Source organism: Mycobacterium sp. (genome assembly GCF_019243155.1).
Taxonomy (GTDB): Bacteria; Actinomycetota; Actinomycetes; order Mycobacteriales; family Mycobacteriaceae; genus Mycobacterium.
This window is the reverse complement of sequence record NZ_JAFAUS010000236.1, coordinates 1-14,871: the sequence shown is the minus strand read 5'-3', so window position 1 is coordinate 14,871 and position 14,871 is coordinate 1. Positions and strand designations below refer to the sequence as shown.

Below are 14,871 nucleotides of genomic sequence, written 5' to 3'. Positions count from 1 at the left end.
AGCTTCGACGGCTTCGAGTACCTGTTCTGGGTCGGCTGCGCGGGCGCCTACGACGACAAGGCCAAGAAGACCACCAAGGCCGTCGCCGAGCTGCTGGCCGTCGCCGGGGTGAAGTACCTGGTGCTGGGCACGGGCGAAACCTGCAACGGCGACTCCGCGCGCCGGTCGGGCAACGAGTTCCTGTTCCAGCAGCTGGCCGCCCAGGCCGTGGAGACCCTGGACGGGCTATTCGAGGGCGTCGAGACCGTCGACCGCAAGATCGTCGTCACCTGCCCGCACTGCTTCAACACCCTGGGCCGCGAGTACCGGCAGCTGGGTGCGAACTACAGCGTGCTGCACCACACCCAGCTGCTCAACCGGCTGATCCGCGACGACAAGCTGGTGCCGGTGACACCCGTTTCCCAGGACATCACCTACCACGACCCGTGCTACCTGGGCCGGCACAACAAGGTCTACGAGGCGCCGCGCGAGCTGATCGGCGCGGCGGGGGCCAACCTCACCGAGATGCCGCGGCACGCCGAGCGCAGCTTCTGCTGCGGCGCCGGCGGTGCGCGCATGTGGATGGAAGAGCACATCGGTAAGCGCATCAACCACGAACGTGTGGACGAGGCGCTGGGCACCGGCGCCGCCACCATCGCCACCGGTTGCCCGTTCTGCCGGGTGATGGTCACCGACGGTGTCAACGACCGGCAGGAAGAGGCCGGCCGCAGCGGCGTCGAGGTGCTCGACGTCGCCCAAATCCTGCTCGGGTCCCTCGAGTACGACAAGGCGATACTGCCCGAAAAGGGAACGGCCGCAAAGGAAGCCGAGAAGCGGGCGGCTGAGGCGCCCAAGGCCCCCAAGGCCTCCGTCGCGACCGCGCCCGCCGAAGCGCCGGCCGAGGAGGCCGATGAGGCCACCGAGACGGCCGAGGCCCCGAAGTCCGAGGTGCCCGCCGCGCCGGTGAAGGGGCTCGGGATCGCCGGGGCCGCCAAGAGGCCGGGCGCGAAGAAGGCCGCACCTGCGGCCGCGGCATCCGCGCACGCCGGCGAGGCCAAGGCCACCGAGGCGCCCGTCAAGGGCCTCGGGATTGCGGGCGGTGCCAAGCGACCGGGAGCCAAGAAGGCCGCACCCGCGGCCGCGCCCAAGGCAGAGGCGGCCACGGAAGCCAAGGCCGAGCCCGCTGCCGAGGAAGCCAAGGCCACCGAGACACCGGCCAAGGGGCTGGGCATCGCCGCGGGCGCCAAGCGTCCCGGCGCCAAGAAGGCCGCACCCGCGGCGGCGCCCAAAGCCGAAGCTGCCCCGCAGGCCGAGGCGCCCGCTTCTGAGACGAAGGCCGACGAGCCGAAGGCCGAAGAGGCCAAGCCTGCGGCCGCGCCGGTGAAGGGCCTCGGCATCGCCGCGGGCGCCAAGCGTCCCGGTGCCAAGAAGGCGGCCCCGGCCACCGAGGCGAAGGCCGAGCCCGAAGCGAAGGCCGAGCCCGAAGCGAGGGCCGAGCCTGAAGCGAAGGCCGAGCCCGAAGCGAAGGCCGAGCCCGAGCCCGCCGAGCCGGCTCAGCAAACCAATGGCGACGTGGCCCCGCCGGCACAGCCCGTCAAGGGGCTGGGCATCGCACGCGGCGCGCGTCCGCCGGGCAAGCGCTGACCTAACGATTTGGCTGCTGTCAGCAAATTTCAGTGGACAGTAATGGCACCATTGGTGACGTGACCACTCACCAGCTGCCCCTGAACGCCTCCGCTCACCAGCGGCAGCGGACTTTCGCGCAGTCGTCCAAGCTTCAGGACGTCCTGTACGAAATCCGCGGACCGGTGCATGCCCAGGCCGCGCGGCTGGAGGCCGAAGGCCACCGCATCCTCAAGCTCAACATCGGCAACCCGGCCCCGTTCGGCTTCGAGGCGCCCGACGTGATCATGCGCGACATGATCCAGGCCCTGCCGTACGCCCAGGGCTACTCGGACTCGCAGGGCATCCTGCCCGCGCGCCGGGCGGTGGTGACCCGCTACGAGCTGGTCGAGGGATTCCCCCGGTTCGACGTCGACGACGTCTACCTGGGCAACGGGGTGTCCGAGCTGATCACGATGACGCTGCAGGCGCTGCTCGACAACGGCGACGAGGTGCTGATCCCGTCCCCCGACTACCCGTTGTGGACGGCCTCGACCTCCCTGGCCGGGGGCACCCCCGTGCACTACCTGTGCGACGAGACGCAGGGTTGGCAGCCCGACATCTCCGACTTGGAATCCAAGATCACCGAGCGTACCAAGGCGCTGGTCGTGATCAATCCCAACAACCCGACGGGCGCGGTCTACAGCCACGAGGTCCTGACCCGGATGGTCAACCTGGCGCGCGAATACCAGCTGCTGCTCCTGGCGGACGAGATCTACGACAAGATCCTCTACGACGACGCCAAGCACATCAACGTGGCCTCGCTCGCGCACGACATGCTTTGCCTGACCTTCAACGGCCTGTCGAAGGCCTACCGGGTCGCCGGCTACCGGGCGGGCTGGCTCGCGATCACCGGCCCCAAGGACCACGCCGGCAGCTTCATCGAGGGCATCAACCTGCTGGCGAACATGCGGCTATGCCCCAACGTGCCCGCGCAGCACGCGATCCAGGTGGCCCTCGGCGGCCACCAGAGCATCGACGACCTGGTACTGCCCGGCGGTCGGCTGCTCGAGCAACGCGACGTCGCGTGGGAGAAGCTCAACGAGATTCCGGGGGTGTCCTGCGTAAAGCCCGAGGGGGCGCTGTACGCGTTCCCGCGGCTGGACCCCGAGGTCTACGACGTCACCGACGACGAGCAGTTGGTGCTCGATCTCCTCCTGCAGGAGAAGATCCTGGTCACGCAGGGCACCGGGTTCAACTGGCCCGCTCCGGATCACCTGCGCATCGTGACGCTGCCGTGGTCCCGCGACCTGGCGGCCGCGATCGACCGGCTGGGCAACTTCCTGGTCAGCTATCGCCAGTAAGGAAGCTCGCAGGTAGCGCCCTCTACGCTCGACCGGGTGACTCACTCACACGCGCATTCGCATGACTTGTCGGGGCCGGCCCCGGTGGGCCCGCTGCCCGCCAAGATCGTCGTCGGCCTACTGATCGCGATCGGTGTGGCGGTGGTCGTCGGTGCGATCGCGTTGTGGCCCAGCCGCCAACACGTCGACATCCCCATGCCGTATCAGAACGCGAACGGTGGCGCGGTGACCACGCAGGCCGGGCACGTGCTGTCCAGCGCGCTGGGCAACTGCGGCAGCCCGTCGGCCAGTCAGGTGCTCACCACCGAGCCGAAGCCGGGATCACCGGACAACGGCCGCTGCGTGCAGACCCTGGTCGCGATCGACTCCGGTCCGAACGCGGGCGCCAACACGCTGCTGGAGTCCTCCCCCGGCCCCGGCCAGCCGAAATTCGCAGCGGGAGACCGTATCCGGCTGTCCCGGCAGGTCGACGATCGAGGTACCACCAGCTACGCGTTCTATGACTTCGAACGCGGCTGGGCGCTGGTCGGGCTGGCCATCGCCTTCGCGGTGGTCATCGTCGCCGTGGCGCGCTGGCGAGGGTTGCTGGCGCTGGTGGGCATCGTGGTCGCGTTCCTGGTGCTGGTGGTGTTCTTACTGCCGGCGCTGCGCGAGAACGCTCCCGCGGTTCCGGTGGCGCTGGTCGCCGGGGCGGCCATCCTCTACGTGGTCATCTACCTGGCGCACGGGGTCAGCCTGCGGACCAGCGCCGCGCTGCTAGGCACCCTGTCATCGTTGCTGCTGGCCGCGGGATTGTCTTGGGCGGCAATACAACTGGCGCAGCTGACCGGGCTGTCCGACGAGCAGAACGCCACCGTCAGCGCATATCTGGGCCACGTGTCGATCAGCGGCCTGCTGCTCGCGGGCTTCATCATCGGGTCGCTGGGGGTGCTCAACGACGTGACCGTGACCCAGGCTTCGACGGTGTTCGAGCTCGCCCAGCTCGGCGAAAACACAACGCGGCGTGCCATTTTCGGTGGCGCGATCCGGGTGGGTCGCGATCACATCGCCAGCACCGTGTACACGCTGGTTTTGGCCTATGCCGGCAGTTCGCTGCCGCTGCTGTTGCTGTTCAGCGTCGCCAACCGCGCGCTGACCGACGTACTGACCAGCGAGAGTGTGGCCGTCGAGATCTGCCGGTCGGCGGTCGGCGGCATCGCGCTGGCGCTGTCGGTACCGCTGACGACGGCGATCGCTGCGGTGCTGGCCAAACCTAGTGAAACCGGCTCCGCTCCAACAACTCCAGCAGATAGCCGCCATAGCCGGACTTGAGCAGCTTCTGGGCGCGCTCGGACAGTTGATCGTCGGTGATCCAGCCCCTGCGCCACGCCACTTCCTCGGGGACGCTGACCTTCAGGCCTTGCCGACGTTCCAGCGTGCGGACGAAATCGCTGGCGTCCAGCAGTGAGTCGAACGTGCCGGTGTCCAGCCACGCCGTACCGCGGGCCATCACCGCGACCGACAACCGGCCCCTGTTGAGGTAGATCTGGTTGACCTCGGTGATCTCGTACTCACCGCGCGCCGACTTCTTCAAGCTCTTGGCGATCTCGATCACGTCGTTGTCGTAGAAATACAAACCCGGCACCGCGTAATTCGATTTCGGAGTCTCGGGCTTCTCCTCCAGCGACAGCGCCGTGCCGTCGCCGCTGAACTGGACGACACCGTAGGCCGACGGGTTGGCCACCCAGTAGGCGAAAATCGCTCCCCCACTGATGGATTGGAAACGGCTCAGGCTGGTGCCCAGTCCCGGGCCGTAAAAGATGTTGTCGCCCAACACCAAAGCCACCGATTCGGTGCCGATGTGATCGGCGCCCAAGACGAATGCCTGGGCCAGACCGTCTGGGCGTTCCTGTGTCACGTAGGTGATGTTGACCCCGAACTGCGAGCCATCCTGCAGCAGTCGCCGAAAACCGTCCGCGTCATGCGGGGTGGTGATCACCAGGATGTCGCGGATGCCGGCCATCATCAGGGTGGACAGCGGGTAATAGACCATCGGTTTGTCGTACACGGGCAGCAATTGCTTGCTGATGCCCGTCGTGATCGGGTGCAGGCGCGTGCCCGAGCCGCCGGCCAAGATGATCCCGCGCATGAATGGCTCCTAATGCCTTAGGTAACGAGGTCGCGCTCGGTGAGTTCGGTGGCCGCCAGCGCCGACGCCAGGTCCTGATGACGGAACACCGAGGTGACATGGTCGTGTACCACCCGGAAGGCCAACGCGTTGCGGGTGACTGCGCCCGAATCGTCGGGAGCGCTGCCCTTTTGTTCGACGACCACGACCCCGTCGTGCACGTACATCTGGCCCAGTTCCGCGGTCACCTTGCGCGAGGCGGCCCATTGGCGCAGCGCCGCATGGCCTTGGGCGCCTCCGTGCGCGTCGCCAATCTCGATGTCGTCGCTGGACAAGGACTCCAATGTCTCGATGTCAGCGGCATTCAGGGCGTCATGCCACGCCAAAACGGTGGCGATCTCCGATGTGGTCATGGTGTGCAAATTACCGTGCGGCTTCGCGGCTAGAGAGGCGTACGGTCCAACCAGCCGTTCCACACGCCCTCGTCGCCGAACAGCTCGACGCCGGTGTCGGCGAGCGGCACGCGGCGCAGGATCGCCAGCAGCAGGTCGGTTGCGCCTCCGCGCAGCGCTGCCGAACCCTTGCCATGCTCGTGCGACCAGGCGATGCGCCCATCGTCGACGCGGATCGTCCACTCGCCGGCTTCCCCCAGGCCGGAATCGGTGGCGTGCAAGTGCAGCGTGTCGCCGTCCGCGAGCGGCAACGGCGCGCCGTCGCGTCCCGCCTGGATCGCGACCCGCTCGAGCCATTCGGTGATCCCGTCGGCCGCCACATCCGGCTGGAGCGTGAATTCGCTTCCGACGGCGAGCGCGGCATCGGCCCGGTGGACCGCGACCTCGTGCAGGCGGCGCCGCACCCACCAATTCGCCGGTCGCGGACCGAGAAACGTCCATACCGGCGTCTGGACACCCGTCAGCTCGACGGCGTCGATCAACCGCTGAGCGCCGCCGTGCAGCCACGAGATCGCGTCGGCCGGGTCGGGTGGCGGCTTGCCGCCCTCGACCGTGCGGGGGTCGAGGTAGCCCTCGAGCCGGTCGCGCACGATCTGCGCGGCCCAGCGGTCGCCGCGGCCGACGTGGCGGAACAGTTGGCTCATGCTCCAACCCGGACAGCTCGGCACCGGGGTGGACTCGTCGACATCGCGGAAAAGCTCCGCAAAAGCCCGGTTTTCGTCGAGGAACGCGCCAGCATAGTCCACGCGGGTCAGGCTACTCGCCGGGTCAGTCGAGGCGCTGCGACGCTACGGGCGCGGCGCGCCCAAACGGAACACCTTCCACCCCGCCTGCGTCCAGCGGGCCGCGTCGAGGCAGTTGCGGCCGTCGACGATGACTTTGGCCCGCACCAGGTCGGCCAGGTCGTCCGGGTCGAGCTCGACGAACTGGCGCCATTCGGTCAACACCAGCACCGCATCCGCGCGTTCGCAGGCGTCTTCGACCGACACCGCATAGTGCAGCGTCGGGAACACCCGCTGCGCGTTGTCGAGGGCTTTCGGGTCGTACACGTTGACCGCGGCGCCGTTGAGCTGCAGCTGGCCCGCGACGTTGAGCGCGGGCGAGTCACGGACGTCGTCGGATTCGGGTTTGAACGCGGCACCTAGCACGGCGATGTTGGCGCCCAGCAACGAGCCTCCGCACGCCGCGGTCGCCAATTCGACCATCCGGGTGCGCCGGCGCATGTTGATGCTGTCCACCTCGCGCAGGAACGTCAGCGCCTGGTTGGCTCCCAACTCGCCGGCGCGGGCCATGAACGCCCGGATGTCCTTGGGCAGACAACCACCGCCGAAACCCAAACCGGCGTTGAGGAATTGACGTCCGATGCGGGGGTCATATCCGAGCGCGTCGGCGAGCATGCTGACGTCGGCACCGGCGGCCTCGCACACTTCGGAGACCGCGTTGATGAACGAGATCTTGGTGGCCAGAAAGGCATTGGCCGAAACCTTGACCAACTCCGCGGTCTGCAGGTCCGTCACCAGGAACGGCACATCCGCGTCCAGCAAGGCGGCGTAGAGCTCGCGTAACGCCGCCTCGGCGCGCACCGAATCAGGCTGTACGCCAAGGACTATGCGGTCCGGGTGCAACGTGTCGTGCACGGCGTAGCCTTCGCGCAGGAACTCCGGGTTCCACGCGACTTCGACGTCCACCCCGGGGGGAGCCAGCGCCGCGGCGCGCTGGCCGAGCTCGGCCGCAGTTCCCACGGGCACAGTCGATTTGCCGACCAGCACCGCCGAGCGGGTCAGCCTGGGTACCAGCTCATCGATGACGGCGTTGACGTGGCGCAGGTCCGCGCCGTATTCGCCCTTCTTCTGCGGCGTGCCCACACCGAGGAAGTGCACGTCGGCGAAGTCGGCCGCCATGTCGTAGTCGGTGGTGAAGTGCAGTCGTCCCGCAGCAATGTTGTCGGTCAAGATCTTTGGCAGGCCAGGCTCGTAAAACGGAACTTCACCGCTCGCGAGCTTGGCGACCTTACCGGGGTCGATATCTACCCCCACGACCTCATGTCCCAGTTCCGCCATCCCGGCGGCGTGAGTGGCGCCCAGGTAACCCGTGCCAAAGACGGTGCATCGCATACCACCCTTGTAGGTGGCCGCGATTAGCTAACTCCATCCCCTGGCTAAGCGTCAGGTAAACGAATGATGACAGATGGCCGCAGTGGCGCTAGGTAGGGCTAGTGGCGACCGAAACCGCCGTGGCCGCCCCCGCCGCCACCGAAGCCGCCGTGGCCGCCGCCACCGGGGAACCCGGGGAATCCGCCGCCGCCGTGCGGCCCCTCGCCGCCACCGCCGTGCGGTCCCCATCCGCCGCCGGGTGGCCCGAATCCGCCCGGTCCGCCGCCGCCGAGGCCCGGGATGGGCAGCGGGATGGGAACCGGAATGGGCGCCATAGGCGGTGGAGCCGGGGCCGGGGCAGGGGCCACCGGGATCGGCGCGGGAGCCGGCGCCTCGGGAACCGGAACCGGAGCGAGCTGGACGGGAGCGGGAGCCGGAGCCTCGGGAGCAGGAGCAGGCGCCGGCGCCTCAGCGGGAGCCGGAGCCGGCGCCGCCGGCGCCTGAAGCGGGGCCGCTGGCACCGGTGCCGGGGCTTCCGGCGCGGGAGCGGGCCGGGTGGGCGCGACGACGACGTTCTGGTTCGGGCTGGGGCGCACACTTGCCGTCGGCCGGATGGCGATGGCCAGCGAGACGACCAGCGCGACCACACCGATGACGAAGACTCCGCCGACGATGCTTCCCACCAGCCGGAACGAACCGCGCTGCTCGTGATAGCCGGCGTCGACCAGCTCCGTCGCGGCAGTGTGCTCGCCGGTGTAGAACTCGTCTAAATCGTCGGGCACGGCGCTGTACGCGAGGGCGTCGGCGCCGGCCTCACCGGGAAGGTCGAAGTAGCCGGGAGCCACCGCGAACGGGTTGATGGCACCGGTGCCGGGATCCTGCGCGTAGGCCAGCGCCGCGGTGGACGACGAGAACAGCGGGGCGTTCGCCGATGCCAGCGCGGCTCCACGGGCCAGTGCCGTCTCCGGCTCTTCGGCCGCCGTCAGGGGAAGAGAGGTCGCCGCTTCCAGCGCGGGCTTGATCAGGGGGACGTCGATGCCCTGCCCGACGACGAACACGCCGTCCGGCCGGTGCTGCAAGGACTCGGCATCGGAGACCATCGTGGCCAGTTGGGCCACCGCGGCCTCGTCGTCGTCGGGCAGGGCCTGGCGACGGACCTCGGCGATCGACCCGTCCGCGCTGTTGACGATGGCCAGAGTCGCGGTGTCGGGCTCGATGTAGAGCAGCGCCGTCTGCGCGTAGTTGGTCTGGCTGCCGACCGCTTGGGCCAGCGCCGCCGCGGCCAGAAAGGCCGAGACCAACATCACGTTCTCGACCTTGTGGGCGGCCAGCGCATCACGCAGCGCGGCGGCCTCGACGGGATCGGTGAACGTGACTCCGGTCGACGCCAGCTGGTAGCCGCCCTCGGCAGCGCCCTCGCGCGTCCCTAGAATCGCGGAGACGACCTGGTCGGCTGCGCTGATTGTTGCTGCGTCATTCTCGGGCGGTACCTCGAAATTGTCTTGGTCGACAGTCGCGCCGTCGCCGTTTTCGCCTTCGACCAGCACCATCCCGACTGCTGTCGGCGCCATCGACACGCCAAGTACGGTGTCCAATGCTCCTCCAAAGTCGCTTGCCAGTCTGTGACGATAGGGAGGGTCTTTGTCGCGCGGTCTGATGGCGCGATTAATCGCCGGTCCCCACCGTGTGTTCCCCTAGTGTGCCGATTTTACGCGCTTTGCGGCGCCGGCGGCCAGGGCGGGACGTTCTCTACGGGAGTGGGATCCCCTGTCCGCCCAGGTGGCGGTGCAACCAGTCTTCCCAGTGTTGGTGGTCCTCGGAGTGTGGCGACGGCGTCTGCTGCGAGGCAGGTGGAGGCGCTGGGGGCGGTGCCTCGGGCGGCGGTGCCGCCGATGGTGGCGGCGGGCCCGGCGGGCCTGCCTTCGGCGGCGACGCCGTCTCCGGTGCGACGACGTTTGTGCTGGTACCGGGCGGCTGATCGGAATGCGGCCGATCACCGATGGCCAGCACGAGCGCCACCACACCGCCGACGAAGACAGTCGTCACGCACGCGACGATCAACAACAACTTCCGGCGGTTTCGCGGTTCGGCGCTGGATTGAGCCTCGTCCGGTGCGTCGGTCTCGGCTTCGCCCAGGGCGCTGTACGCGAGCACGCCCGGCGCGATCGGGGGATTCTGCACGGGAGGCATCGACAGCGTCCGAGGTGCGCCGAGCTCCGCGTTCGCCGCCGCCAGCGACGCCCCGCGCGCCAACGCCAACTCGGGCTCCTCGGGCGTGATCAGCGACAGTCGGGTCGCCGCCTCGAGCGTCGGTTTGATCGACCGGATGTCCACATCCGAGCCCACGAGGAACACCCCGTCCGGGCGGCCGCTCATCGACTCGGCTTTCGAGACCATCGTGGCGAGCTTCGTCAGCGCCGCGTCGCGGTTGTTGGGCAACGGATGGCGATGCACGTCGGCCACGGATCCGTCGGCGGAGTCGACAACGGCCAACGTCGCCGTGGTCGGTTCCACGAGCAGCAGTGCGGTGCGGGCGCAATCGGTCGCACTGCCGGTCGCCTGTGCAAGTGCGGCCGCGGACATGAACGCGGAAACCAGCATGACGTTCTCGATCTTGCGTGCCGCCAGCGCATTTCGCAGCGCAGCGGCCTCGGCCGGATTGGTCCAGCTGACGCCGCTGGATTTCAGTCGGTAGCCTCCGTGGGCCGCGCTGTCGCGCGTCCCGAGTATGGCCGCGATCACGTGGTCTGCCGCTGCGGCGGCCGTCGAGTTGCCGCCCAAGGCAAAGCCGTTCTGGTCAACGATGACTCCGTCGGCGGCGTCGCCTTCGACGAGCACCATGTGAACCGTCTCGGGTGCTAGAGACACGCCAAGTACGACGTCCAACGTTCCTCCAAATCCGTTGTTACCGGTGGCCGTGGCCGCCGCCGAAACCGCCGTGGCCACCGCCGAAACCGTGGCCACCGCCGAAACCGCCGAAGGGCCCGTGGCCACCGCCGAAACCGCCGAAGGGCCCGTGACCGCCGCCGAATGGACCGTGGCCACCGAACGGTCCGTGGCCGCCCCCAAACCCGGGCACCGGCGGCCGGATGACCGGCGCGCGCGGAATGAACACCGGCGGCGGAATGACGGGAATGGGCGGCGCCGCGGGAGCCGGCGCGACGAAAGGTGCGTGCATGGGGTGCGGCACGGCCACCGGCCTGGGGGGCTCGATCTTCGGCTGCACTTGGGCGGGTGCCGGCGCCGGCTTCGGTTGCGCCGGGGTGACGACGTTTTCGTTGGGGCTCGGGCGCAGGGCGACCGTCGGGCGAATGCCGATCGCCAGCGCGATCTCGAGCGCGACGACGACGGTGATGAAAATTACTGCGAGAGCGCTACTTACAAGTAGAACGTTCTTGCGCCGCTCAACTTTTTCGTCCAGACCGATGACCGTCTCGGCGTCGGCGTCCTCGTCCGGCACGGCGCTGTACGCGACGTTGGATTTGGCTTCTGCCGCGCCGGCCGCGAGCTCCGCAACGTTGCGGTAGTCGGGCAGGTAGGCGGGCAGCAGTCCCGGGGACTGCCCGGTAAGGGCCAGCGGGTCGACCTCACCGGTGCCCGGATCGAGCGCGTAGGCCAGCGCGACCGTCGACGACACGAATAACGGGGCATTCGCCGACGCCAGGGCCGCGCCCCGCGCCAATGCCATCTCCGGCTCGTCGGGCACCGACAGTTCCAGTGACGTCGCCACTTCCAGGGCTGGCTTGATCAACGGGATGTCGACACCGGAGCCGACGACGACCAGGCCCTCGGGATGCGAGTCGAGCGACTCGGCGCTGGAGGCGATGTCGGCAAGCTCGGCGACCGCTTGGTCCTCGTCGTCTGGCAGATTCCTCCGAACCACCTGAGAGATCGAACCGTCGGACGTGTTGACCACGGCCAGAGTGGCCGAGTAGGGCTCGACGAAGAGCAGCCCGGTCCGCGTGTAGTCGATGGCTTCACCGACCGCCTGGGCCAGCGCGGCCGCGGCCATGAAGGCCGACACCAACATCACGTTCTCGACCTTGTGAGCGATAAGAGCGTCGCGCAGCTGCGCCGCCTGGACGTGATCGGTCCAGGTCACTCCGGTCGACAGCAGCTCGTAGCCGCCATTTGTGGCGCCCTGGCGGGTACCCAGAATCGCCGAAATCACCTGGGAGGGAGCGGTTGACGGCCCGCCGGAGCGCAGGCCATTGCCCTCGACGTCGAAGTTTTCCTGGTCGACGGTGACCCCGTCGGCGCTTTCTCCTTCGACCAGCACCATGCGTACCTTCGTCGGCGCCATCGAGACGCCAAGCACGATGCCTTCCACTGCTGAAGCTCCCCCTAGCTAGTTTGCTCCACCGCACGACGATTTCGCCGTACGCGGCGCACGCCGGCACTCACCACCGATTTCTTGCCACAGCAGCGCTCGGGCTGAAATCCGGGGATATTGCTGGGCTTATGAAGTTCTGGCTGCTGAGGCGGCGCTTCAGGTCAGCCTCAGTCACTCAACCCTACCCGCGCGGCGCTGAGAGGGCGCTGAGTGTGTTTGGCTGCGGTTCCCGTCGGGTCAACCGTCGCTTCATATTCAGCGGCAGTCGCTACCTGTGTCCGCCACCACCGCCGCCGCCGCCGGCGTGGCCGCCACCGCCGCCACCGCCGAAGCCACCGCCGCTGTGGCCGCCACCGAAGCCGCCGCCACCGCCGCCGAAGCCACCGCCGGGGTGGCCACCGCCGAAGCCGCCACCACCATCGAACGGGCCACCACCGCCGTGGCCGCCGCCGAACGGACCGCCGCCACCGAAGGGACCTCCGCCGAACGGACCGCCACCAGCGTGGCCGCCACCCGGCTCACCGCCGCCGATACCGGGAATGCCAGAGTGTCCGCCGCCTACGCCGCCTGGACCCGAGCCAGGTTCGGGAGCATGCCCGCCACCGAAACCGCCCAGGCCACCTGGACCCGAGCCCGGCTCCGGACCATGCCCGCCACCAAAGCCACCCGGGCCGCCAGGGCCAGAGCCCGGCGCAGGATTGTGGCCGCCGCCGAAACCGCCGGGACCACCCGGACCCGAGCCCGGCTCCGGACCGTGCCCGCCACCGAAGCCGCCGGGACCACCGGGTCCGTTCGGCTTGGGCAGTGTGCCTTCCCCAGGGATTTGGTGCGGCGGAGACTGCGGGCCGGTGCGGCCGATTTCCGGCGGCGACTGAGGCTGCGGAATCTGAATCGGCGGCTGGCGCAGCACCGGTTGCGGTGGCATCAGCCGCGGCGGGGCCTGGATGACCGGCGGATTGATCACCGGATTGGGCAGCGGCACGTGGACGGGAGGGAGCACGACCGGCACCGGTACCGGAACCGGGGCCGCGGGTAGCGGAGGGGCCGCCGGAATCGGCGGGGCCACTGGGAGCGGCGCGGCGGCCGGCGGAGCGATCGGCCGGGGCGCCGCCACCGGCGCCGGCGCGCTGAGCTTTTGCGCCGGCGCTGCCGCCTCGACCGGGGCGGGCGCGGGCGCGGCGGGGACGATCAGGTGCTGGCCCGGGGTGGGTTGCAGAGCGATCGTCGTATTGCGAATGCCGATCGCGAGCGCGATCTCCAGCGCCAGCACCGCGCTGATGCCGACCACTGCCAAGCAGCTGCCGATCAGCAGGACCGGCCTGCGGCGCGGTTCGGGCCGGCTTTGTTCGGGAAGGAAAAGCTTTTCGATGACTACGGTCGGCGAGTCGGCGTCCTCGTCCGGCACGGCGCTGTAGGCCAGGTCGTCCTCGCCGGGTTCCGCACCGAACGGGGTGTAGAGGTACTCGGGCAGTGAATACTGGTCAACCGCACCGGTTCCCGGGTCTTGCGCGTAAGCGAGCGCGGCGGTCGAGGACGCGAACAGCGGCGCGTTCGCCGAGGCCAGGGCGGCCCCGCGGGCCAGCGCGGTCTCCGGCTCCTCGGGCGCGCTCACCTCGAGGTAGGTCGCCGACTCCAGCGCAGGTTTCAGCGGCGCGATGTCGACGCCCGAGCCGACCAGGAACAGGCCGTCCGGCGCCGATTCGAGCCGCTCCAGCCCGGAGACCATTCCGCGGAGTTGCGCTGCGGCTTCCGGGTAGGAATCCGCGTGGATCTGCTGCTTATAGACGTCGGGGATGGAACCGTCGGAGGTCTCGACGACGGCCAGCGTCGCGGTGTCGGGTTCCACGAACAGCACGGCGGTGCGCTCATAACCCATTGCGCCGCCGACATTTTGGGCCAGCGCCGTCGCGGCGAGAAATGCCGAGACCAGCATGACCTTGTCGATGCGGTGCGCGGCCAGCGCGTCGCGCAGCGCCGCGGCTTCCAGTTGATCGGTCCACGTCACGCCGATGGACGAGAGCTCCAGCCCGGCATCGGCCGCACCCTCCCGGGTGCCCATGATCGCGGCGAGCACTTGGTCGGACGCGGTCGTGGTGGCCGGGTTATCGGCAGCCGTGACGTCGAAGACGTCCTCTTCTACTGTGGCTCCGTCAGCGTATTCGCCTTCTACGACAACCATTTGGACTGATGCCGGTGCCATCGACACCCCGAGCACGATATCCAATACCAACCCCTCCAAAGGTATTGCAGATGAACCATGGCCAGGCGGAGGAAAAGAACCATGGCTAACTAAGTATCCCCCAAAAGCGCCGCACGGGAGCCCCGCCGAAGCTATGTAGAACTTATGAAGTTCTGATAGGAGCGCGACGGGGTAGGTCCTCGCTGGCCCTGATACTTCGACCCTACGCGGGAGCTGCCGTACGGGTGCTCGGCCGGGCTCGTGAGCCGCAGGATGCACAGCTGGCCGATCTTCATGGTTGGCCACAGGGTGATCGGCAGGTTGGCGACGTTGGACAGTTCAAGGGTGATGTGGCCGCTGAAGCCGGGGTCGATGAAGCCGGCGGTCGAGTGAGTTAGCAGGCCGAGTCGGCCCAGGGACGATTTGCCTTCCAGCCGCCCCGCGAGGTCGTCGGGCAGCGTGATGAGCTCAAGCGTCGAGCCGAGCACGAACTCACCGGGATGCAGCACGAACGGCTCCCCCTCGGCGGGTTCCACCAAGCTGGTCAGCTCGTCCTGCTGCTTCGCCGGGTCGATGTGGGTGTAGCGCGTGTTGTTGAACACCCGGAACATGCAGTCGAGGCGGACATCGATGCTGGATGGCTGCACCATCTTGTCGTCGAACGGGTCGATGCCCAACCGTCCGGCGGTGATTTCGGCCCTGAGGTCACGGTCGGAGAGCAGCACCCGACGAGCCTATCTGCTGGACGTGCGTCAGATGCTA

12 protein-coding genes are annotated in these 14,871 nt (G+C 68.7%); 3 read left to right on the top strand and 9 right to left on the bottom strand.

All coding sequences use genetic code 11. The features are described 5' to 3' along the window. The 3 genes from JOZ00_RS11715 to JOZ00_RS11705 all read left to right on the top strand — a co-directional run. The coding region (locus JOZ00_RS11715) for a heterodisulfide reductase-related iron-sulfur binding cluster (protein ID WP_293343939.1) at positions 1 to 1,623 on the top strand (1,623 nt) is incomplete at its 5' end. A 32-nt stretch (positions 1,624 to 1,655) separates the two neighbouring features. Beyond that, a complete protein-coding gene (locus JOZ00_RS11710) occupies positions 1,656 to 2,945 on the top strand; it encodes a pyridoxal phosphate-dependent aminotransferase (protein ID WP_293343937.1) in 1,290 nt (429 codons plus the stop codon). A 36-nt stretch (positions 2,946 to 2,981) separates the two neighbouring features. Continuing rightward, a complete protein-coding gene (locus tag JOZ00_RS11705) occupies positions 2,982 to 4,256 on the top strand; it encodes a YibE/F family protein (protein ID WP_293343936.1) in 1,275 nt (424 codons plus the stop codon). On the opposite strand, the gene rfbA is transcribed toward JOZ00_RS11705, so the two are convergent. The 9 genes from rfbA to dcd all read right to left on the bottom strand — a co-directional run bounded on the left by rfbA (position 4,198) and on the right by dcd (position 14,834). Beyond that, on the bottom strand, positions 4,198 to 5,073 hold the full coding sequence (gene rfbA / locus JOZ00_RS11700; RefSeq protein ID WP_293343934.1) for a glucose-1-phosphate thymidylyltransferase RfbA: 876 nt from the start codon (positions 5,071 to 5,073) through the stop codon (positions 4,198 to 4,200). The two genes, JOZ00_RS11705 and rfbA, sit on opposite strands and share 59 nt — an antisense overlap. A gap of 17 nt (positions 5,074 to 5,090) precedes the next feature. Next, positions 5,091 to 5,465: a nuclear transport factor 2 family protein gene (locus JOZ00_RS11695; protein ID WP_293343932.1), complete on the bottom strand. Its 375-nt coding sequence runs from the start codon at positions 5,463 to 5,465 to the stop codon at positions 5,091 to 5,093. 29 nt (positions 5,466 to 5,494) lie between these two features. Beyond that, positions 5,495 to 6,250: a maleylpyruvate isomerase family mycothiol-dependent enzyme gene (locus JOZ00_RS11690; protein WP_293343930.1), complete on the bottom strand. Its 756-nt coding sequence runs from the start codon at positions 6,248 to 6,250 to the stop codon at positions 5,495 to 5,497. Between the two features lie 42 nt (positions 6,251 to 6,292). Next, entirely contained in the window at positions 6,293 to 7,618 is a 1,326-nt protein-coding gene (locus JOZ00_RS11685) for a UDP-glucose/GDP-mannose dehydrogenase family protein (protein ID WP_293343928.1), read from the bottom strand. A gap of 98 nt (positions 7,619 to 7,716) precedes the next feature. Further along, the gene (locus JOZ00_RS11680) at positions 7,717 to 9,147 is read right to left on the bottom strand and encodes a hypothetical protein (RefSeq protein WP_293343941.1); all 1,431 of its coding nucleotides are present in this window, start codon (positions 9,145 to 9,147) and stop codon (positions 7,717 to 7,719) included. Between the two features lie 199 nt (positions 9,148 to 9,346). After that, the gene (locus JOZ00_RS11675; RefSeq protein WP_366022301.1) at positions 9,347 to 10,483 is read right to left on the bottom strand and encodes a hypothetical protein; all 1,137 of its coding nucleotides are present in this window, start codon (positions 10,481 to 10,483) and stop codon (positions 9,347 to 9,349) included. 19 nt (positions 10,484 to 10,502) lie between these two features. After that, positions 10,503 to 11,927, bottom strand: coding sequence for a hypothetical protein (locus tag JOZ00_RS11670; protein ID WP_293343925.1), 1,425 nt, complete (start codon positions 11,925 to 11,927; stop codon positions 10,503 to 10,505). A 271-nt stretch (positions 11,928 to 12,198) separates the two neighbouring features. Next, complete coding sequence (locus JOZ00_RS11665) at positions 12,199 to 14,109, bottom strand: hypothetical protein (RefSeq protein WP_293343923.1); 1,911 nt, start codon at positions 14,107 to 14,109, stop codon at positions 12,199 to 12,201. A gap of 152 nt (positions 14,110 to 14,261) precedes the next feature. Next, the gene (dcd, locus tag JOZ00_RS11660) at positions 14,262 to 14,834 is read right to left on the bottom strand and encodes a dCTP deaminase (protein ID WP_293343921.1); all 573 of its coding nucleotides are present in this window, start codon (positions 14,832 to 14,834) and stop codon (positions 14,262 to 14,264) included. Positions 14,835 to 14,871 lie beyond the last annotated feature (37 nt).